Genomic DNA, 20,564 nt, shown 5'->3' on the forward strand with positions numbered 1-20,564 from the left:
GTGCCCGTCACGGCGGTGCGCTTCCAGGGCATCATCCACGACTTCGTGATGCTCAACGCCCTGCGCTCGACGTACGCCGCCGAAGCCGCCATCACGCAGGCGATCAACACCTTGCGCAGGGCGTTCGCGACAGCCTGAGGGCTGCGCCGCAGGGGATCGCGGTCATCGTGCGAGATCGCGATCGCCGCGTCACCGTGGACAGTCGCCGCCGGCTCGCCCACCTCCAACATCGACGCAACGACGACGCCTCCGGCTCCGCCGGACTGCTCGACGTCGCGCTGCGTCATCGCCCATGCCGTGGGCGCCTGCGCGCACGACCTCGGCTCCCTCACGTAGCCGACCGGGGCGGGCGCCCCTTGTCGTGTGGGGTGCCCGTGGCCACACTCGTGGGTGGAAGGTTTTCTCTGGTTCGTCTGGTTCGGGGGACAGGATGAAGCGAACAGTGGTGACCGACACGGTGGGCACCGGGAGGCCCCGGTTACCGACGTGGTTCCAGCGTGACGGTCAGCCGTCACGCAAGGACACCGGCATGGAGGTGACCAGCACATTTGGGTCGGTGCGGGATGTCGGGCCCTCGCTGGCGGAGGCCGTCGACGCCACCGGCGGGCTGCCGGAGGAGTCGGTGCTGTGGATCGCCGCGCAACTCGCCGGTGTCCTGGCCGGGTTGCATCAGACCGGTCGTGGACACGGCGACCTCAGGCTCTCCACCGTGCTGCTCACCAAGCAGGGTGTCCGACTGACCGGTATGGGCGGCCACCCGGTCGGGCCGCACGAGCCGTCCACGGACATGGCCGCCCTGGGCACGCTGCTGGCCACGGCGTACACCGGCAGACGCGGTGCCACCGCCCCCACCGCGTCGCCGGCCCCGGACACCGGCCCGTCCGTCGAACGCGCCCTGGAACCCGCCCCCGAGCCCGCCCTCGAACTCGATCCCGACGTGGGTGTGCTCCCGGTCAGGCTGCGCCAGGTCGTCGCCCGCTGCCTGGCCGAGGAGTCGGCCGCCCCGCCGACCCCCCGCCAACTGCTGGAGACCATCGGCCCGCTCACGCCCACCACGCGTCCCTGGCCTTCGCCGGTGTACGAGTTGATCACCCGCCGGGAGGTGGTCGTACCAGAGGTGGGCGTGCCGGAAACGCTCGTGCCGGAGCCGGTCGTGCCGAAGACGCCCGTCCCGGAGCCGGGCGCGACCTCGGGCACCCGCACCGCGGACCCGACCGACCTGGTTCCGCAGCCCGACCCGTCGTCTGTTCCGTCGTCTGTTCCGCCGACCCCCATCGACGTGCCGCCGACGCCCACGCCCACGCCGGCCTCGCCCCGGTTCTGGCTCGCCGCCCTGGCGGTGTTCGCTCTCGTCGCCGTGATCGCCGTGGCCCTCGTCGTCCTGGCCCCGGGCCGGGACAGCGGTCCCCTCACCCGCGTCACACCGTCGCCGAACGCCCCGACACTCCAGGAACCAACCCCGGAACCGACCTGGAGTGCGGACAGCGAGTCCCCGGAGCCGTCGGTCCCGCCGCAGGACGAGGTGACGGATCTGCCGGAGCCCAGCGCCGAGGCGCCGACGCCCGTCGAGACGCAGCCGACCAGACAGCCCGGCGCCATCGCCGACTGTGCGGGTAAGACCCTCGTCGAACCCATCGAGCTGCTGCTGTTCTGCGGCGACGGCGCAGGCATGCTCGACAACCTGACCTGGACGAACTGGGGAGAGGAGACGGCGACCGCCACCGGGTGGAAGTGGGAGCGGGTGTGCGAGCCCAGCTGCGTCGAGGGCACCGAAGCGCGCTCCCCGGCCACGGTGACCGTCTCGGGGCTCACCGGCGGACGCTATACGTTCATGCAGGTCAGCGCACCGCAATCGCCGATCAGCCCGCTCTCCCACTTCACGCTCGACGAGTTCGGACCGACCTTGAGGGACTGAGGGAGGGCCCGGGCTCGCGCCGTGCACGGTGAGCTCACACCCCCCACGCCGTGAAGGCCGCCCAGTGGACCGGCGAGGCGAAGGGGCACGCGTCCCGGCCGGTCGCGGGCGGGGCCAACCGCCGGGTCAGGGCCGCCAGATGGGGGTGGGCGGCGGTGTACCGGGCGAGGCCGTCCCAGGTGAGACGGCGCAGCCAGGTCCTGGAGTGGCGCAGTGCGGGGGCGGGGAGTTCCCCCGGTGAGGCGGCGGTGGGGGCGAGCAGTTCGTAGAGGCGTGTCATCAGCAGGGCGGTCGCCACGTCGCTCACCTGCCACAGACTGGTGACGACGCAGGCGGCTCCCGCCTGGAGGAAACCGGCCGGGAGCCCGACGAACTCGTCGGGGGTCTCGACGATCTCGTAGTGGCCCGACTGGCAGGCTCCGGCCACCGCGACGCGGCAGTGCGGGAGTTGGCGCCGCACCAGCGTGTCCATGTCCAAGCGGCCGTCGGCGAGCTCCAGTGAGCCGCCCCGGGCGCGGAAGTCCGCGCTGCCGTGACAGCCCAGGTGGAGGTGCGTCGCCTCGGCGAGATGGTCGAGCAGCCAGTTCACGGTGGCGTCGGACCCCAGCGCGCAGACCGTCTCGCCCCGTGGTTCGAACAGCGTCCGGATCTCGGCGAGCTCGCTGCGAGCGCCGGGCAGCGAACCGTCGGGGTCCGTCACGGCCACCAGCCGGGGCGCCGGGGGCGCCGGCCGCGCGGCTGCGGCACGAGAGGCGGCGTACACGCCGGCCGACGGGGTGAGCAGCGCCGTCCCGAGATCGTCGAGCACCTCGTCGGTCTCCGGGCCGAGCGGTACGGCGTTCAGCGGTACGTGCCCCAGCAGCCCGGTCGGCACGACGACGGCCTCGTGCCGAAGATCCTCCGCCAGGAGCCGGGCGACGGGCCGCAGGAGCGGGGCCAGGGCCCGCAGCCGGTCCAGGGCCGCCGGGAGCACCCGGTGGCGTTTGAGCGTCCCGAACTGCTGGACCACGAGCAGTCCCACGCCGGCGTCGGCCGTGTCCACGGTCAGCAGGTGGACGATCGAGGTGCTGCTCACCTCGGGTACGGGGACGGCGCGTACGGCGTACACGTCGTGGACGACGAGGACATAGCTGCCCCAGGGCGCGTTCACCAGGTAGGCGAGCGGCGTGCCGTCGGCGGCGCCCACGATGTCCGCGAGTTCGGTGGTGCGCAGGAACCCCTCGAAGCCGGGGATCGCGCGGATCTCCTCGATCACCGTGCGCACGGCCCGTTCCGCCGCCGCCTGCGCGCCCGCCACGGGCGCGAACCCGGTGGACGGACCGCCGGGCGGGGCCGCGGCCGGCTCCGCGACCAGGGACCCGTACCGCTCGCGTGCCCGCCGGTAGCGGCGGACCAGGGCGGGGTCCACCTGCTCCAGCGCCGCCAGGTCCACCGCGCCGCGCCCGGCCACCACCGACAGTTCGCAGGCCAGCCCCCGTTCGATCGCCTCGACCGCGCGCTCCGGGCGCCCCGCGCGGGCCAGCAGGTACGCGGCCCAGCGGGCGACGCGCTTCGCCTGGGAGAGCACGCTCCGCCGGCCGGCGGCGGTGACCTGGGCGTCGTAGAGCGCGTGGACGGCGGTCAGCATGTCCTGCGCCACGTCCGCCGCGCCGGTCCAGTCCTGGGCCGTGGCCAGCGCGTCGAGTACCTGCCGGGCGATGGACAGGTGCAGGGACGGGGAGACGAGCGGCGGGGCGGCGGCCAGGGCCGCACGGCACAGCCGGAGGCTCTCGGCGCCGCCCGGCCCGTCGAGGAGGTCGGCGACCCGGGCCAGCAGCCAGCGGAGGCGAGCGGTGTCGACGAGACCCGGGTGCGAGGCCTCCAGGGCGAGTGCGGCGCCGGCCGCCTCCCGGGCGCCGTGCGGGTCGGGAGCGTCGCCGGTCAGCAGCACGTCGGCCAGATTGCACTGCAGCCGGGACCACAGCACGGGGTCGTCCCCCGGGCGCAGGTGGCGCAGGGCGTCCCGGTAGCACCGCTCCGCCTCCCGGACGTCGTCCGGCTCGGCGCGCCGGTGCAGCAGCAGCCCCAGGTTGAGCAGGGAGTACGACCAGTTCACCCGACCGCGCTCGGGGGAACGTTCCTCCAGCCCGGCCCTGATGTGGTCGATGCCCGCAGTGAGGTCGGCGGCGTCACCGCCCGGGCGTTCGGCCAGCAGCAGTCCGTAGTTGGTCTGGATCCGCGCCCAGTATTCGGGATGTGCGCGGCGGTCCAGGGCGGTGGCGCGGGCGAGCAGATCGCAGGCGGTCTCCCAGGACTCCAGCCGGTCGCCGTCGTCGCGGAGGTGCTGGGCGGTGGCGAGGTTGTTCGCCACCTGGATCCACTCCAGGCCGCCTTCGGGCAGCCGCTCCAACGCGTGCTCCAACACGTGGAGCGCCTCCGACAGTTCGACGTCGAGGCCGGCGTGCACGGCGCGTACGAGGCGTTCGCCGAGCCGGGCGGCGAGTTCCGTCTCCACCGGCTCCTCGCCGAGCTGTTCGGCGAGCGCCAGCGCCTCGCGGTTGAGCGGGATCGCCTCCAGAGCGTCGGAGGCACGCACCGCGTCGTACATCGAGTACAGCCGGACCCGTAGATCGCCGGCGAAGTCGCCCAGGGACGCGAAGTAGCGCTCCAGGACCGCTCCCGGAGGCAGCTCGCTGTCGCACAGGTCGTCCAGGAGCCGTTGGCGCAGGCGCAGCGTCGGCTCCAGCGGGGTGCCCGCGGCAGCGCTCAGCTCCTTGCGCCCGGCGTCGCGCACCCGTGTGTCCTCGGTGAGCTCCGGGTGGGTGCGGACCAGCTCGGCGAGCTGGTCCGGCAGACTGCCCGTGACCGCGCGCAGCAGCTCGCCGACCTGTGCCTTTTTCAACCCATCGGCCAGGTACAGGAGGAAGGCCCGGTGATTGGCGACCGTCGGAGTCCCATACGACGCCAGTTCGCGGGCGGCCCGCTCGGGATCGGCGAGGTCCCGGTCGAGGTCGCGGGCCAGCACGAACGGCAGCTGCCTGCGCGGCAGCGGGATCACCTGTCCGGCGACGGGGTCGCCGCGGAAGGCCCCGGCGCTCGCGGCCTGCTCCAGCACGGGCAGCGCGGACGTCGTCACGTCCCCCTGGAGCTCCGTGACGGAGGTCGCGTACAGCGCCGGGGCCGTCGTCCCGGGGCGCAGGACCAGCACCGGCGCCTCGATGTGCGCCCGGGCGCCGCAGTCCGGGCAGTCCACCCAGGACAGGCCGGGACCGAAGCCCTCGGGATCGCCGGGGCTCTCCAGGACGTCGGCGCGCTCACGGGCGTCGACGATGCGCCAGGCCGGAGCCCGGCTGGGCCGCTCGCACTGCTCGCACCGCCAGGCGTAGGGCTCCCGCACCGAAACCGTCACGGCCGGCCCCGCGCTACTTGCCGCTGGTGAAGTGGGAGAGCAGTGCCGTCAGCAGGCGGCCCATGGCCGCGTCCCGCAGGGCCCGCTTGTGCACGGTCAGGCTCCATCTGCCGCGCGGATCCCGCTTCACGACGACCTCCGTCTGCAGGAGGGTGACGACCAGGACACCGACCGGGACGACCACGGGGTCGAAGCGGTCGATCGACGACGACGCGTACGCGACGGCTTCGCCGACCACCCCTCCGCCTTCCTCCTGCTGCGCCGCGTACACCAGCGCGGCGCGCGCCAAGTCGCCCTCGGCGACCGGGGGTTGCCCCGGCGGCAGGTACTCCGCCGCATCCGCCGCGTCGACCGCGCCCCGTAACTCCTCGTCCGTCGCGGGCAGGTCCTCGGCCGAGGACAGCAGCCCGCGATCCTCCAGCAGCACCGCCAGCGCCCGGACGGCCTCCGCGTCGGAGAGCGCGTCGATCGCCTTCGTCAGATCATCGTGTGGTGACATGGTCCGATTGTGGCTCTTCGGGCTGCGGTTGTGGGGCTTGTCGGACACATGACATGCAACTGGCGGGCGACGGCGCGGGCGGTGGCGGGGGCCCGGCGACACCGGCGTCGTGCGGGCCCCGGAGAAACCGCTGTTCACCGGCCTGCCGGTGGGGCGCGATCCGGTCACGTTGCGGCCGGGCGTGTCTTGCCTGTGCCGGGTGCCTGGCGCACGCTGGTCCTATGGGTGTGCAGGACGGCCCCACGCTCATCACCTCCGTGCAGCGGGCCTTCCGCCTGCTGGAGGCGGTGAGCGCGCACGACAATGGCGCGCCGGCGAAACAGCTGGCACGCGAGACTGGGCTGCCCCTGGCCACCGCCTACCACCTGCTGCGGACCCTGGTCCACGACGGCTACCTGCGGAAACTGCCCGACGGCGGGTTCATCCTGGGGGACCGGCTGCAGAACCTGCACACCACGGGCCGGGGACAGGCGCTGCTCAGCCGGGTCCGCCCCACCCTCGCCGCGCTCCGTGACGAGCTCACGACCGCCGCCTACCTCACCTTCTACGAGGAGGGCGAGATCCGGGTCGCCGAGATCGTCGACGGCCCCCGGACGCCCCGCGTCGACCTGTGGGTCGGGTTCGAGGACGCGGGCCACGCCACCGCCCTCGGCAAGTCCGTGCTGCGCGAGCTGGACGACGAGGCCCGCAAGGACTACCTGTCGCGTCACCCCCTCGCCGACCTCACGCCGAGGACCATCACCAGCGCCCCCGAACTGCTGCGGCGACTGGACGCCTCACCCGTCGCCCCGGCCGTCACGGACCTGGAGGAGTACTCCCTCGGCACGGTCTGTGTCGCCGTGCCCGTCTACAGCGGCGACACCCTCGGCTCGCTCGGCGTGTCCCTGCGGGCCGACCAACTGCCCAGGCTCGAGGAGATCCGGGCCCGGCTGATCCCGACCGCGAGCCGCGTGACCAGGGGTCTTTCCCTCACCGGCTGATCGTTCACTATCTGAAAACCTGCTCCTTGTGAGTGGACGGGCCGACCACGTTTCATAGGATAAGCGGACATTTCATGAGCGGCCGACATGCAGGTCGGCCCGGCGCACAGGTGAGGACTGCGGACGAGGCATGAGTCAGGCCAGGAACCATGGCGGCGACCACTTCCCGACGCGGCTGTTCGGATACCGAGGGGCAGGCGCCCTACTACCCGTCCTGATCGTTTTCGTCGTCGTGCTCGCCGACCTCCTCGGCGGGGCGGGGATGATCTGGCTGCCCCTGCTGGCGGCCGGACCGGCGCTGGCCGCCACCACCAACGGGCCGCGCGGAGTCCTCTGCGTCGGCCTCCTCGCCGCGGCCCTCGGCGCGGCGCTCGGCACCCGGGACGGCGCTCCCGGCCATGAGGTCGGAGCCGTCCTGGCCGCCCTGGTGGCCGTCACACTGGCGAGCGCCCTGGCCGGCGCACTGCGCACCCGCCGGGAACGGGTCCTCGCGGCCGTCCGGTCCGTCGCCGAGGCCGCCCAGCACGCGCTGCTCAGGCCGGTCCCGGCCACCGTCGGCCCGTTCGAGGTGGCCGTCCGCTACAGCGCCGCCGCCGCGGAGGCCCGGATCGGCGGCGACCTCTACGCGCTGGTGCCCACCCCGTACGGCGTACGGCTTATCGTCGGCGATGTGCGCGGCAAGGGGCTGCCCGCCGTCGGCACCGCAGCGCTCGTGCTCGGCGTCTTCCGCGAGGCCGCCTACGACGAACCCGATCTCCTGGCCGTCGTCGACCGCATCGAGCGCAGCCTCGCCCGCAACCTCGGCGCCGACGACTTCGTCACCGCCGTGGTCGCCGGACATCCGCGGCCCGGCCAACTGGAACTGGTGAACTGCGGTCACGCGCCCCCGCTGCTCATCGGCGCGTCCGGCAGCGTCACCGCGGTGGAGGCCACCCACCCGGCCCCGCCCCTCGGCCTGCGCGCCCTGACCGACCAGCGGCCCAGCCTCCAGGTCCTGCCCTTCGCCGACGGAGACCAACTGCTGCTCTACACGGACGGGGTCATCGAGGCCCGCGACCGCGACCGCGAGTTCTACCCGCTCGTCGAGGGCCTGGCCCGCCACCTGTCCGACGAACCGGCGCGCACCCTCGACGCGATCCACGACGACCTGCTGGCGCATGTCGGCGGCCGACTGCACGACGACGCGGCGCTGCTGCTGATCCGCAAGCCGGCCGTCGCCGACCCAGCCGTTCCCCAACAGGCGCTGCCCGGAAGGCTGTTGGGGGACCAGGCTGCGTGACCGTTGTGGCGGATGTTGCAGACTGGGTCCATGACACGCATGCGGAAGATCGCCGCCGCGCTGTTGGCCACCTCGGCCGCGCTGCTCGCGATACCCCCCACCGCCTCGGCCGCCTCCGTCCCGCAGGGACCGGAGCACATGTACGGAACACCCGGCACCTTCGTCAGGGAGAGCTTCGACCGCCTCCCGCTCGGCCCGGTCACGGCGGGCCGCGGCTGGACGACCGACACGTCCAACGGTTCGCTGACCATCGAACCCAGCACCACCGGCCACGGCCGCGAACTGCGGCTCCACACCGAAGGCAACGGCCGCGCCTTCCTCGTCCTGAACGACCTCGCCCCCGCCGGCAACAGCTTCTGGGCCCGGCTGCGGCTGCGCGTGGACCGGTTCCCCACGGCCCCCGACTGGGCGCACTGGACCGTCGCCGAGGCCTCCGGCTCCGACGCCCCCACGCTGGTACGCCCGTTGGGCGGCCAGTACGCCCCCACCGACCGGGGCAACTTCTGGGGCGTCGGCTCCGATCTGGGCCCCACCGGTGACTGGACGAACTGGAAGACGTCCGCGCCCGCCACCGCCGGCGCCTGGGCCTGCGTCGAGTTCCATCTCGACGCGACCGACAACCGCGTCACCGTCTACCAGGACGGCGTCGAGCAGTCCGACCTGACGGTCTCCACGAAGAATCACGGCGGCACGGCCGACGACTTCGTCTTCCCGACCTTCGACAAGCTCAAGCTGGGCTGGCAGCTGTACCAGGCGAACCCGACCCCCTCCGCCTACGACGTCCGCATGGACGACGTGGCGCTGAGCACCCGGCGCGTGGGCGGGTGCGCCTCATGACCCGGGGCCTGTCGCGCCGGGCACTGCTGGGCGGGACGGTCGGCGGCCTGGCCCTCGCCGCCGCCCTGACCGGTTCGGCCGCAGCGGCTCCCCAGACCGGACGGCGGGGGGCCGTCGGTTCGGAGCCGTACGTTCCGCTGGCCGTGGGCGCGGGCGGAGGCCCGGCCGGTACGGACCGGGTCCATGTGCTCAAGATCGGTCCCGACACGGCGCACACGGTGCTGGTGATGGTCCCGGGCCAGTTCGGGGCCGCAGGCGACTTCCGGCTGGTGGCCCGGGACCTCGTCGCCGCCGTGCCCGGGGTTCAGGTGTGGGCCTTCGACCGGCGTGAGGAGAACCTCGCCGACCGCTCCGGCTTCACCACCGCGGACCCCGTCGGCTACTACCTGGACGGCCACTACCGCTCGCAGGACCCCGCCGCCTCCGGCTACGCGGCGGGCTGGGGCCTGGCCCGCACCCTGGCGGACCTGGACACGGTCGTATGCGCCGCCGCCCGCGGCGGCCGCCGGGTCGTGCTCGGCGGCCACTCCTGGGGCGCCACCACCGCGATGACCTACGCGGCCTGGGACTTCGACGGCCGCCCCGGACACCGGGACCTCTCGGCCCTCGTCCTGGTCGACGGCGGGGTGCGCGGGGCGTTCGACGGGACGGGGGAGCCCGTCCACAACACCCCCGACGAGGTACGGCAGCGCCTGGCGGCCATCGACGGCGGCGCCGTCTTCGACCTGACCCTGAGCGGCGTCGGAGTGGGCTCCCGGGCGGAGAGCACCCAGATCTGGTACCAGCTCGCGGGCTGGTACGCACGCCTCGACCCGGCCGGCCGCTCGGTCCTGCAACCCCGGCTGCCCGACGCCCTGCGGCCGCCGTACCCGGTGACCAACGCCGCTTTGCTGGGCATCTTGGCGGACGCGGGATTCGGCTGGCCCAACTCCATCACCGTGCACTCGGGGCGCCTCGCCGACAGCGGTGACGTACGCGGGTGGATCGACACCGGCATCACACCGATCAGCCGGGTCGCGACGGCCTACGCGGGCGGCCCGGAACCGGCCGTGTGGGAGTGGTACTGGCCGGCCCGGCTGTCGGTGGACCTCGATGTCGCCGACCCCTACGCGGACACCGACCTGGCCCGCTCGCTCGGTCTGCGGCTGCGGCACACCGAGTCCCTCGACACCCCGCTGTACGCCTTCCAGACGAGCTACGCCCAGGGCACCATCGTCTCGGCCGCCCGCGAAGTCGTCGCCGACTCCCGTATCCCCTACGGCACTTACGCCACGGACGACGGGATGAACCACCTCGACCCGCTGTTCGCGGACACCGCGCACAACACCCTCACCCACACCCTGGCGCCGTTCCTCGCCGAGCTGAGGTAGGACACCGCGCATCGGCGGGGCATCGCGTCGATGCCCCGCCGATGACCGGCTCCGGCTGTTCGCCCGCGGGGCGGTCGCCGTCAGAACAGGAAGCTCCCGTAGGGGCCGTTGAGTATCTGGTTCTTCTGGCTCTGGTTGAAGTGGGTGTTCGGGTAGTCGTAGAAGGACGCGGACATCGGGGTGCCGTCGGTCGAGGACGAGTCCGGCAGGCCGAAGGCGTGGCCGAGTTCGTGCACCATTCCGCCGTACCAGCGGTTCATCGACTGCCCGCTGGTGCCGGCGGCGCCGTCGGCGTCGTGTCCGCTGAGGACGACCCAGCCGGGGCTGGCGCCCCCGCCCGCGCCCTCGCCCTCGGCGCTGATCTCGCCCACGTTGAGCCAACGGCTGTCGGGGTTGTTCAGGCCGAACTTCCGGGCGAGTTCGTTCTGCATGTTCGTGACGGCCCACCAGTAACGGTCACCGCCGTTGGGCGTGTTCTCGTACCAGCTCCGCGGCTGGTCACCGTTGACGACCTCGACCACGGGGTTGTTGAGCTTGAAGGTCTTGCCGAGCTCCTGCTGGTAGTAGCGCTGCGCCTCCCGCATCACGCCGGCGATGCCGTCGGGGTATCGCTGGTCGAACGGGACGTCGGAGGGCTTCAGCCAGTACACCCGGACGGTCTTGGTCGGGGGCGTGGTGGGGGTGCCCCCGCCGCCGGCGAAGTTGGGCAGCCGCCACGTCCGCGACGCCGCGTTGGTGCAGGGCACCTGGACGAGGCCGGTGTTGCCTGCGGAGGAGTCGCCCGACGGGGCGACGCACTTGCCGGAGTGCACCGCCTGCACGCTGAACACGTTGTTCGTCCCGCTGACCGTCACGGGAACGAGCCGGAACTTCTGGCTTGCTCCGGTGCCGCACGTCCGCTGAACGATCGTGGCGTTGTCGGCGCCGGACGCTCCGTTGACGTCTACGCACTTTCCGCCGGCCGACGTGCCGATGCCGTACTGGTCGGTGGTCCCGCTGACCGGGGTGAAGGTGAAGGTCTGGTTGGCCTCGCCGTGGCAGGCCCATTGGATGAGCTGGATGCCGTCGGCGGTGGAACTGCCCGGAACGTCCAGGCAGTTGCCGCCGTTCTGGTTGACCGCGGTGGAGGTGAACGCCGTCGCGGCGTGGACGGGCGGCGCGCTCGCGACGGTGCCCATGACCGAACCGATCAGGACAGCCAGCACGGCCGGCCAGAGGGACAGGAACCGAGATCGTCTCATCGGACTACTCCCCTGAGGGTGCGGTCAGCGGGACGCCGAGGGCCACCGGCGTGCCGAAGTTCGGCGTGCCGTCGGCGTTCCAGGTGAACTTCTGCGCCCTGGTCGTACGGTTCATGTCGCAGCCACCGCCCGCGGAGTTGTTGGCGTGGTAGACCATCCAGTCCTCGGTCCCGTCGGGCGACTTGAAGAACCCGTTGTGACCGGGACCGTAGACGCCGTTGGCGTTGGAGCGCTGGAAGACCGGGTTCGGCGACTTCACCCACGACGAGGAGTTGAGCGGGTCACCGCCGTTGTAGGTGAGCATGCCGAGCTTGTAGTCGGGCGTGGAGCAGTGACTGGCCGAGTAGACGATGAACGTCTTGCCGTTGCGCTGGAGCACCTCGCCGCCCTCGTTGACCGCACCGCCCACCGTCTCCCAGCTGTACGTCGGCGTCGACAGCACCCGGCGGGTGCCGCTCGCGGTCCACGGGTTGGACAGCGGCCGGATGAACATCGGCTGCGAGCCGTTGTAGAAGGTGCCGAGCAGATACAACTGGCCGTTGAGCTGCAGAATGCTCGGGTCCAGCTCCCAGGTGTTGTCCTGCGTCGGGTCGAGCAGGTCGGCCTTGAAGCTGTAGGGCCCCATCGGGTCGAGTCCGGCGCTCTCCAGCACGTGGATCCGCTGGGTGCCCAGGTCGTACGGCTCCCGCCCGGCCGTGTAGTAGAAGTACCAGCGCTTCCCGTTGGGACCGTCGAGCAGGTGGAACTCCGGCGCCCACATCGTGCCGGCGCCGTTGGGCCGGCTGAGGTTGAAGATCACCTGGTCGGTGGCCGTGGCGAGCCCGGCGAGGGTGCTCGCCTTGCGCATGGTGACCGTCGAGTTCCAGGTGGTCGTGGCCAGGTAGTAGTACCCGTTGTAGTACGTGAGCCACGGGTCCGGGCCGTGCTGGGAGAGCGGGTTGGTGAACGTGTGCGGGCTGGTGCCGCCGCCGCTGAACGCGGGCAGCCGCCACACCCTGCCGTTCGCGGCGGCACACGGCAGCTGCACCAGGTTGGTGTTGGACGCCGAGGACCCGCCGCTCGGCGCGACGCACTTGCCCGAGCCGACCGAGACCAGGTTGAAGGTCTTGTCGGCGCCGGAGACGGCCACGGGCACGAGCCGCCACTGCTGGTTGGCCTCGCCGTGGCAGGGCCACTGGATGATCGCCGCGTCGTCGGCCGTCGAGGCGCCGTAGACATCGACGCACTGACCGGACTGCGTGGTGATCGTGTAGGTGTCACTCGTCCCGGAGACCAGGGTGTAGCCGAAGCTCTGGTTCGCGCCGGAACTGCAGGCGAACGCCCGCAACTGGGTGCCGTTGGCGGTCGAACTGCCCGGCAGGTCCAGGCAGTTGCCGCCGTTCTGGTTCACGCCGGTCGAGGTGAACGCGACGGCGGCGGACGCGGGCGGCGCCACGAGGAAGGCGACCGCCACGGTGAGCAGGGCGATGAGTGCGGACAGGCATCTGGAACGGGTCACGGTCCGTACACCTTTGCTTCGAGGAGGCCGACGGAGTTGGTGCCGTTGCCGGTGAGCAGCACCCGCAGCCGGGTGGTGCTCGTGGCGGTGAAGGTGACGGCGTTGTACTGGTTCTTCACCAGCGGATAGCCGCTCGCGCCGGGCACGTCGACGTAGGCGCTGCCGTTCCAGTACTGCAGCTTCCAGGAAGCCGGCATGTCGATGCCCTGATCGTCGTCGAAGAAGTACACCTCGGCCTTGTTCAGGGTCTGCGCGGCGGGCCAGGTCAGCTCGGCCCACTGCTGTCCGGTCTCCGGCCAGGTCCCCCAGCGCGGGTTCACCGTGTCGTTGGACGACGGCGGGTCGATCCCGTCGTTCACCGCGGCGACGCTCTCCCAGGAGGAGGTGTACGACGCCGAAGCCGTCGCCGAGGTCGCCAGGTTGGCCGGTGGCTGCGGTGGCTGGACCCCGCCCCGGTTGAACACCTTGACCTCGGTGAGGCCCGTCTTCGCGCCGGAGGCGTTCGTGGCCAGAACCCGCACCCGCTGGGCGTTGATCGCGGGGAACTGCACCAGGTTGTAGTTGGCGCGCGGTACGGCGGGACTCTTCGTCTGGCCGGGGACGTTCACCCAGGAACTGCCGTCGTAGTACTGGATGGCGTACGCGGAGGGCGCCCGGTAGGTCGCACTCGCCGGACGGCTGTCCTTGAAGTACAGGCGCACCTCGTTCAGCGTGCGGGCGGCGCCGAAGTTCAGCTCGTACCAGTCCTGGCTGTTGGCGGATCCGCCCGCACCCCAGAACGGCTCGTTGGTGGGGTATCCGTCGACCGCGCCGGCGGTGCTGCTGCCGGATCCGGTGTACGACGCCGTCGCCGTCGCCCCGGTGGCCAGGTTGGTGGGGGCGCCGGTCAGGTCCACGCCGGCCTTGGCGAGCATGTCGACCATCCGCGGGCTGTTCTGCACGACCTGGTTGGGGGCCTGCAGGCCGGCGACGGCCGTGTGGTAGGTGACCGTGCCGCTCGTGGTCACGTCCCCGGTCGCCGGGTCCCAGGTGAACGGCACCAGCGAGCTGACGGTCGCGGCCCGGTTGCCGTTGACGTAGATCGAGTAGCCCTCGGGGACACCGGGGTAGCGCACCACTCCGTCGGCCGGGTCGTCCCAGACGATGCTCAGGTCGGCGTTGCGGTAACGCAGGTTGTTGACGGTGAAGTGGTCCCAGCCGATGTTGATCGGGGAGAGCTCGACCTTCGCGTCGTTGCGGGGCCGCAGCCCGGCGACGTCCTCGACCACCGTCCAGTTGCTGCTGCCCAGGATGTTGTGGTGGATCCAGGAGCGGTAGTCGATGCCGCTGCCGTTCCAGTCGGCCCAGAACTCGTTGGCGTCCGGCCACTGGGTGTTGCCGCCGATGTACTGCGCCCAGGTGTTCCAGTAGAGCAGCTTCTTGTAGTCGGTCGCGTTCATCCAGGAGTTGGGGTAGTTGCGCAACACCGACGAGTAGAGCCGGAACTGGACGGTGGAGTTGATGGTGGAGAAGTTGTTGGAGCCCGGGTTCCCGGCGTCGGCCGCCGCCTTCTTGTCGACCTGGTTGGCCGTGTAGAAGGGGAAGACGGGGTACTGTGCCGGGTCGTCGTACAGCCGCAGCGCCTGCTTGTACGTCGCGGTGTTGGGGACGGCCCCGACCGAGAACGGGTAGTAGTTGTTGATCTCCTTCCAGGGCACCCACTCGTTGGTCGACTTCAGTCGGTGCTCGAACAGCTGCCGGTTGGGGTTCCACAGCACGTTGACGATGGCGTCCTTGATCTGCGTCGCGAGCGTGCGCATCTCGGTCGCCTTGGCCGTGTTGCCGGTCGCCTCGTAGGCCTGGGCCGCGGCGAGTGCGCCGCTGTACTGGTAGGCGGACTCCGCGCGGTCCATGTTGCCGGGCTTCCAGTGGAAGGAGACCGCGTCGGCGTCGTTGCCCGTCAGAGCGCCCCAGTCGTACTCGATGAGCTTGTTGTTGTCGTGGTCGTAGTAGGCGAGCTGGCCCTTGACGTCACCTTCCGCATAGTGCGCGAGGTTGCCGGCGATCGCGGGCTGCCCGCCGTGGATCTGGTAGCTGCGCCAGGCGGCCTCGGCGATGTACTGGGTGTAGCTGTTCGACCAGTTCTCCGGGTCGCCGGGGTTGTCGAGGAACCGGCCGCCCTTGGACACCTGGCCGACGCTCAGCCAGTCGCCGTAGGCATAGGCCGGGTTGCGCAGGTACTTGAGGTCGTCGATGTGCATCGGCTGGGTGAGCGCGATCGCGTTGTTGTAGCCGAGGACGCCCTCGGTCGACGTCGGGAACTGGAAGGTCTGCCCGGGGATGTCGGCGTCGAGGTTGTTGAAGCGCATCAGCCACCAGCGGTAGTAGATGTTCTTCTTGATCGCGCCTTCGGGGACGTCGATGTACGGCACGTTCTGCGCCCACCACAGGTTGTACGCCCTGACATGGGTGGCGAAGGCGGTGGCGTTGGAGTAGCCGGCGTAGGCGTTGTACTCGGTGAGCGACTCGGGGATCTCGTCGGTGACGAAGCCCATCACCACCTTGGCGGTGACCGTGGCGCCGGCCGCGATCGTCACCGAGCGGTTGAGTCCGCCGTTGGCGGCACTGAAGCCGTCGCCGGTGAGCCGGGGGCGGATGGTCGTGAGGTTGTTGTAGGCGTTGACCTGGCCGGTCAGCTCACTGCCGGAACCCGAGGCGGCGTACGGCGAGGTCGCCCGCAGCTGCAGGGTGGTGGAGGCGCTGCCGTTGTTCTTGATCGACAGGTTGGTCACGGCCACGTTGTTGTCGGTGATGAACTTGGTCTGCGTGACCGCGACCGAGCCGGCTGTGTGCACGCTCTTCCAGTAACTGGGCGCCTGCCAGCGCTGGGAGACCTGTTCGGTGAACGTGCCCGGGCTGATCGCGACGGTGTAGGCGTTGTTGTCGTTGATGCTCTCCCAGTAGGCGACATGACCCCCGAAGCCGAGGACCGAGGGGTCGTGGGTCTTCATGAACAGCGCGCGCCCACGGCTCATCAGCCAGGGCCCGGCGGGGTCGTTGCCGGAGCGGGCCAGCAGACGGTCCATCCAGAAATCGGTTCCCGAACTTTCCGCGTCGTAGATGCTCCGCATCATGTCGCCCGGGGTGTAGGCGACGGGCGGGGCCGGGATCGCGGGACCGTTGAACGTAGGGAACCCGATGGTCTGCGCGGCGGCGGCCGGGTTCACGGAACAGACGGAACAGAGGATGAGCACGAGGGCGACGAGGAGGCGCTTCATGAGGTGCTCCCTCTCCGGTTGAGGGCAGTGGGCGGCGGGTGGTGGGCAGCGAGCAGCGAGCCATGTCATGTGCCTGACATGCGCGCAAGGAAACTCACCTAAAAGGTTTTCGCAACGTAGGAGCGAGCTGATGAGGTGTCAAGAGATGGCGTCAACCCCCGCGCCCCCCCCGCCCACGCCGTACAGCGCGACACGCCCCGGGACGACACGGCCCGTGACGACGCGGCCCGGAACCTTCGGCGCTCGGGGCACCACAGCCAGGGACGGCGTGGCCCAGGATGACAGCCCGGGGTGGTGCGGATCGGGGCCACGCGGCCCGGGGTTGTGCGGCTCGTGACCCGGCCTGGGACTTTCGGCGCTCGGGGCGCCACGGCCAGGGGCGGCGTGGTCCGGGACAGCAGCCCGGGGTGGTGCGGATCGGGGTCACGCGGCCCCGGGGCCACGCGGCCCGGGACACCACTGCCTGGGACGGCACGGCCTGGGACTTTCGGCGCTCGGGGCGCCACGGCCAGGGGCGGCGTGGTCCGGGATAACAGCCCGGGGTGGTGCGGATCGGGGCCACGCCGCCCCCGGGGCCACGCGGCCCGGGGGCGACACGGCTCGGGATGGCGTGGTCCGGGACGGCGTGGCTCGGGACGAGTGGTGGTCAGGACGCCGCGGGTCGGGACGGCGCCGCTCTGGACGACGTGGCTCAGGACAGCGGTGCCGTCGAGCCTCGGATGATCACACGGCAGCGCACGGTCTCCACTCCTGAGCGCCGGCCTCCGCCGATCGCGGTGAACAACGCGTGGGCCGCCGCCCGGCCGACCTGCTCCAGGTTCATGTCGACGCTGGTCAGCGGCGGGCGCGAGGAGGAGGTCAGAACCTGCCAGTTGTCGAAGCCCATGACCGCCACGTCCTCCGGCACGCGGTGACCGCGCTCGCGCAGGACGTCCATGACGCCCCGGGCGATCTGGTCGCTGCCGCACAGCACGGCGTCGACGTCGGGATGCCGGTCGAGCAGCAGCGCGGTCGCCGCCCGCCCCCAGCCCTCCGACCAGGCCCCGAAGCGCGGCTCGCCGACCAGCGCCAGACCCGCGTCGGCGAGCGCGGCCCGGGCGCCCTCGGCCCGCTCCTGCGCCGCGAGGTACCCCGGGTCGCCGGTGATGTGCGCGATCCGGGTACGGCCGCAGGTCAACAGGTGCTCCACCGCGATCCGGCCGGCGTCGACGCTGTCGGGGACGATGGACAGATCCGCCGGATCCTCCGACGGCGCGTACGCGTAGACCACGGGGACGGGCAGCTCACGGCCCAGGGACGGGCGCGGGTCGGTCCGGCTGCCGACCACGATGAGCCCGTCCACGCGGCGCCCGAGCAGCGCACGCACATGGTGCTGCTCCCGGATCGCGTCGCCGCGCGCGTCGCACAGGAAGACCGCGACCTCGCCGGCCCCGAAGGCGTCCTCGGCGCCCATCAGGATCGGGATGCTGAACCGGCCCTCCAGGTCGCTGGTGAGCAGGCCGACGGTGCCCGACCGCCCGACGAGCAGCCCGCGGGCCAGCTGGTTCGGCCGGAAGGCCAGCCGTTCGGCGGCCTCGATCACCCGCTGCCGGGTCTCGGCGCGCACCTGGCTGCGGCCGTTGAGGGCCTTGGAGGCGGTGGCGATCGACACGCCGGCGAGCCGGGCGACGTCGCTGAGTGTGGCGGGATGCGAACGAGAGGGGCCGACGGCCGGTGTCATGGATGTTCTCCTGTCTCGCGTCGCGTGCGTCGTAAACCGTACGCGAGAAGTTTCGGCCGGGGTGCGTCCAGGGAGTTTTCACAGGTTTCGGTGGAGCCCGTGCAGCAACTTCTGCAGCCGCTCAGTGCAAGGGGATTGACGGGCAGTGAGCCGAGTTCTAGCTTTCAGAAAGCCTTTTCGGTTCCTTTTCGTCGCAGAGCCCACACTCAGGGGGATCGCCATGAGGAGCACGACCGGACCACGTAGACCCATCCGCCGGCTCGCCACCGGCGTCGTCGCGCTCCTCGCCGCCGCGAGCCTGGTCACGGCCTGCGGGTCGGGGGACGGCGGCTCGGACAGCGGGGGAGGGGGCAAGCCGGCGGACGCCACGGGCGTCGACGACGGCGCCACCCTGACGATGTGGACCCGCGCCGCGACCCGGCCGCAGAGCGAAGCACTGGTGAAGGCCTACAACGCGCACCACAAGAACAAGATCGAACTGACCGTCATCCCGACCGACGACTACCAGGCCAAGGTCGGCGCCGCGGCCGGCTCCCACGACCTCCCCGACCTCTTCGCCTCCGACGTGGTGTTCGTGCCGAACTACACCACCAGCAGGCTCTTCGCCGACCTCACCGCGCGCATCGACGCGCTGCCGTTCGCCGACAAGCTGGCCCAGTCGCACATCAAGGCCGGCACGTACGAGGGCAAGAAGTACGTCGTCCCGCACACCCTCGACCTGTCGGTGCTCTTCTACAACAAGGACCTCTACCGACGGGCGAAACTCGACCCCGCCAAGCCGCCCACCACCCTCGCCGAGTGGGACCGGCAGGCCCGGGCCGTGGACGCGCTGGGCGGCGGCGTGGACGGCACCTTCTTCGGCGGCAACTGCGGTGGCTGCGGTGTCTTCACCTGGTGGCCGTCCATCTGGGCCGGGGGAGCGGAGGTGCTGAACGAGAAGGGCACCGAGGCCGAGCTCGACTCCGCCACCGCCAAGAAGGTCTACGACACCTACCGGGGATGGGTGAAGGACGGCATCGTGGCCCCCGGCGCGAAGGACGAGACCGGCACCACCTGGACCGGCGTCTTCCCGAAGGGGAAGGTCGGCGTCATGCCCATGCCGTCGACGACCTTGGGCCTGATGCCCAAGAACCTGGACCTCGGCGTCGCGCCCATCCCCGGCCCCGACGGCGGCAAGTCCACCTTCGTCGGCGGCGACGCCATCGGCATCTCCGCCACCAGCAAGAAGGCCGACCAGGCCTGGAACTTCCTCGCCTGGTCCCTGGGCGACGACGCGCAGGTGAACGTGGTCGCCGCGCACAAGGACGTGGTGGCGCGCACCGACCTCGCGTCCAACAAGTACTCCGCCGCGGACCCCCGCCTGGTCGCGATCAACCAGCTCGTGGCGGACGGCCGCACCCCGTACGCGTTGAAGTTCGGCCAGACCTTCAACGACCCCAACGGGCCCTGGCTGTCCCTGATGCGCGACGCCGTCTTCGGCGACGGCACGTCCGTCGAGAAGGACAACAAGGCCGTCACCGCCTCCCTCGCCGACTGAAACGGCACGGCGCCGGACGCACCGGACCCCGGCACGACCCCTCCCACGTCACCCGGCAGAGGAGAGCCATGCAGGTCAAGGCGCCCGACCGGGCGACCGCCGAGCACCAGGCCCCGGCGGCACGCCCGGCCCGCCGACCCCGAACAGCCGCGCCCCGGTGGCGCTCCCGCAAGATCCAGGGCCTCGGGTACGCCGCCCCCACCGCCGTGTTCGTCGCCGTCTTCTTCCTGCTGCCCCTCCTCCTCGTCGGGCAGATGTCGCTCAGCGACTGGCCGCTGCTCGCCAGCGACCAGGGCGCCAACGCCCCCGAGAACTACACCGACATCGGCGACAGCCCCCTGTTCTGGCCCGCCGTCCGCTTCACGCTCCTCTACACCGTGATCGTCACGGTCATTCTGCTGGGCCTGGCTCTCCTCCTCGCCCTGCTCGTGCAGGAGTCCCGACCCGGCGCGGGCTTCTTCCGCACGGTCTACTTCCTGCCCGGCGCCCTCGGACTCGCCTCCGCGTCCCTGCTCTTCTGGGGCCTGTACAGCCCCACCACCGGCCCGCTCAGCCGCACGCTGGAGAAACTCGGCCTCGTCGACGACCCGGTGTCCTTCCTCGGCACGCCGACCTCCGCGCTGCTGTCGACGGTGTTCCTCGTCGTGTGGAAGTTCGCCGGTTTCTACATGCTGATCCTGCTCGTCGGCCTCCAGCGCATCCCGCACGAGGTGTACGAGGCGGCCCGGATGGACGGCGCGAGCCGCGGCCAGATCTTCCGCTCCATCACCCTCCCGCTGCTGCGCCCCTCCCTCGCCCTGTCCCTGCTCCTCTGCGTGAGCGGATCACTGCTCGCCTTCGACCAGTTCTTCGTCCTCACCAAGGGCGGACCCGACAACAGCACCGTCACCGTCGTGCAGTTGATCTACCGCGAGGCGTTCCAGCGGCTCAACCTCGGCACCGCCGCGGCCCTGTCGATCGTCGTGCTGGCCGCGCTGCTCCTGCTGAACGTCCTGCAGTTCCGCGGGCTGCGCCGCGCCGACGAGTCATGACCCGCTCGCGAA

Annotated in this window: 13 protein-coding genes and 1 pseudogene; 8 read left to right on the top strand and 6 right to left on the bottom strand. The window is 71.5% G+C overall.

Annotated elements, in window-relative coordinates; translation table 11 throughout:
- Window positions 1-138 (top strand): annotated as a pseudogene (locus tag ACIBAF_RS32985) (esterase); the annotation flags it as partial.
- 391 nt (window positions 139-529) lie between these two features.
- Window positions 530-1,915, top strand: a complete 1,386-nt coding sequence (locus ACIBAF_RS32990) for a hypothetical protein (protein WP_399467865.1) — start codon at window positions 530-532, stop codon at window positions 1,913-1,915.
- Window positions 1,916-1,949: 34 nt separating this feature from the next.
- Here ACIBAF_RS32990 and ACIBAF_RS32995 read toward each other — a convergent pair whose 3' ends face one another.
- Complete coding sequence (locus ACIBAF_RS32995; protein ID WP_399467866.1) at window positions 1,950-5,303, bottom strand: CHAT domain-containing protein; 3,354 nt, start codon at window positions 5,301-5,303, stop codon at window positions 1,950-1,952.
- Between the two features lie 13 nt (window positions 5,304-5,316).
- Window positions 5,317-5,802: a hypothetical protein gene (locus ACIBAF_RS33000; RefSeq protein WP_399467867.1), complete on the bottom strand. Its 486-nt coding sequence runs from the start codon at window positions 5,800-5,802 to the stop codon at window positions 5,317-5,319.
- A gap of 221 nt (window positions 5,803-6,023) precedes the next feature.
- On the opposite strand from ACIBAF_RS33000, the gene ACIBAF_RS33005 reads away from it, so the two are divergent.
- From ACIBAF_RS33005 to ACIBAF_RS33020, 4 genes are all read left to right on the top strand, one after another.
- Window positions 6,024-6,782, top strand: coding sequence for an IclR family transcriptional regulator (locus ACIBAF_RS33005; RefSeq protein WP_399467868.1), 759 nt, complete (start codon window positions 6,024-6,026; stop codon window positions 6,780-6,782).
- Window positions 6,783-6,912: 130 nt separating this feature from the next.
- On the top strand, window positions 6,913-8,061 hold the full coding sequence (locus ACIBAF_RS33010) for a PP2C family protein-serine/threonine phosphatase (RefSeq protein WP_399467869.1): 1,149 nt from the start codon (window positions 6,913-6,915) through the stop codon (window positions 8,059-8,061).
- Between the two features lie 30 nt (window positions 8,062-8,091).
- Entirely contained in the window at window positions 8,092-8,898 is an 807-nt protein-coding gene (locus tag ACIBAF_RS33015) for a hypothetical protein (RefSeq protein WP_399467870.1), read from the top strand.
- Complete coding sequence (locus ACIBAF_RS33020; protein WP_399467871.1) at window positions 8,895-10,268, top strand: alpha/beta hydrolase; 1,374 nt, start codon at window positions 8,895-8,897, stop codon at window positions 10,266-10,268. Before ACIBAF_RS33015 ends, ACIBAF_RS33020 begins: the two co-directional genes overlap by 4 nt.
- An 80-nt stretch (window positions 10,269-10,348) precedes the next feature.
- On the opposite strand, the gene ACIBAF_RS33025 is transcribed toward ACIBAF_RS33020, so the two are convergent.
- From ACIBAF_RS33025 to ACIBAF_RS33040, 4 genes are all read right to left on the bottom strand, one after another.
- Window positions 10,349-11,509 (bottom strand): RICIN domain-containing protein, encoded by a 1,161-nt coding sequence (locus ACIBAF_RS33025; RefSeq protein ID WP_399467872.1) that lies wholly within the window; start codon window positions 11,507-11,509, stop codon window positions 10,349-10,351.
- A gap of 4 nt (window positions 11,510-11,513) precedes the next feature.
- Window positions 11,514-13,007 (bottom strand): family 43 glycosylhydrolase, encoded by a 1,494-nt coding sequence (locus ACIBAF_RS33030; RefSeq protein WP_399467873.1) that lies wholly within the window; start codon window positions 13,005-13,007, stop codon window positions 11,514-11,516.
- Entirely contained in the window at window positions 13,004-16,264 is a 3,261-nt protein-coding gene (locus tag ACIBAF_RS33035; protein ID WP_399467874.1) for a discoidin domain-containing protein, read from the bottom strand. The genes ACIBAF_RS33030 and ACIBAF_RS33035 overlap by 4 nt, the downstream gene beginning before the upstream one ends.
- Window positions 16,265-16,955: 691 nt before the next feature.
- Window positions 16,956-17,984 (bottom strand): LacI family DNA-binding transcriptional regulator, encoded by a 1,029-nt coding sequence (locus tag ACIBAF_RS33040; protein ID WP_399467875.1) that lies wholly within the window; start codon window positions 17,982-17,984, stop codon window positions 16,956-16,958.
- A gap of 220 nt (window positions 17,985-18,204) precedes the next feature.
- Between ACIBAF_RS33040 and ACIBAF_RS33045 the strand changes: the two genes are divergently transcribed.
- On the top strand, window positions 18,205-19,521 hold the full coding sequence (locus tag ACIBAF_RS33045; protein ID WP_399467876.1) for an ABC transporter substrate-binding protein: 1,317 nt from the start codon (window positions 18,205-18,207) through the stop codon (window positions 19,519-19,521).
- A gap of 68 nt (window positions 19,522-19,589) precedes the next feature.
- The gene (locus ACIBAF_RS33050; RefSeq protein ID WP_399467877.1) at window positions 19,590-20,552 is read left to right on the top strand and encodes a carbohydrate ABC transporter permease; all 963 of its coding nucleotides are present in this window, start codon (window positions 19,590-19,592) and stop codon (window positions 20,550-20,552) included.
- Window positions 20,553-20,564 lie beyond the last annotated feature (12 nt).

This window comes from Streptomyces sp. NPDC051677, assembly GCF_044453465.1.
Lineage (GTDB): Bacteria > Actinomycetota > Actinomycetes > Streptomycetales > Streptomycetaceae > Streptomyces.

Coding starts and splice junctions, on each gene's coding strand:
- ACIBAF_RS32990 (WP_399467865.1), top strand. CDS start 530: ATGGAGGTGACCAGCACATTTGGGTCGGTGCGGGATGTCGGGCCCTCG.
- ACIBAF_RS33000 (WP_399467867.1), bottom strand. CDS start 5,802: ATGTCACCACACGATGATCTGACGAAGGCGATCGACGCGCTCTCCGAC.
- ACIBAF_RS33005 (WP_399467868.1), top strand. CDS start 6,024: ATGGGTGTGCAGGACGGCCCCACGCTCATCACCTCCGTGCAGCGGGCC.
- ACIBAF_RS33010 (WP_399467869.1), top strand. CDS start 6,913: ATGAGTCAGGCCAGGAACCATGGCGGCGACCACTTCCCGACGCGGCTG.
- ACIBAF_RS33015 (WP_399467870.1), top strand. CDS start 8,092: ATGACACGCATGCGGAAGATCGCCGCCGCGCTGTTGGCCACCTCGGCC.
- ACIBAF_RS33020 (WP_399467871.1), top strand. CDS start 8,895: ATGACCCGGGGCCTGTCGCGCCGGGCACTGCTGGGCGGGACGGTCGGC.
- ACIBAF_RS33025 (WP_399467872.1), bottom strand. CDS start 11,509: ATGAGACGATCTCGGTTCCTGTCCCTCTGGCCGGCCGTGCTGGCTGTC.
- ACIBAF_RS33035 (WP_399467874.1), bottom strand. CDS start 16,264: ATGAAGCGCCTCCTCGTCGCCCTCGTGCTCATCCTCTGTTCCGTCTGT.
- ACIBAF_RS33040 (WP_399467875.1), bottom strand. CDS start 17,984: ATGACACCGGCCGTCGGCCCCTCTCGTTCGCATCCCGCCACACTCAGC.
- ACIBAF_RS33045 (WP_399467876.1), top strand. CDS start 18,205: ATGAGGAGCACGACCGGACCACGTAGACCCATCCGCCGGCTCGCCACC.
- ACIBAF_RS33050 (WP_399467877.1), top strand. CDS start 19,590: ATGCAGGTCAAGGCGCCCGACCGGGCGACCGCCGAGCACCAGGCCCCG.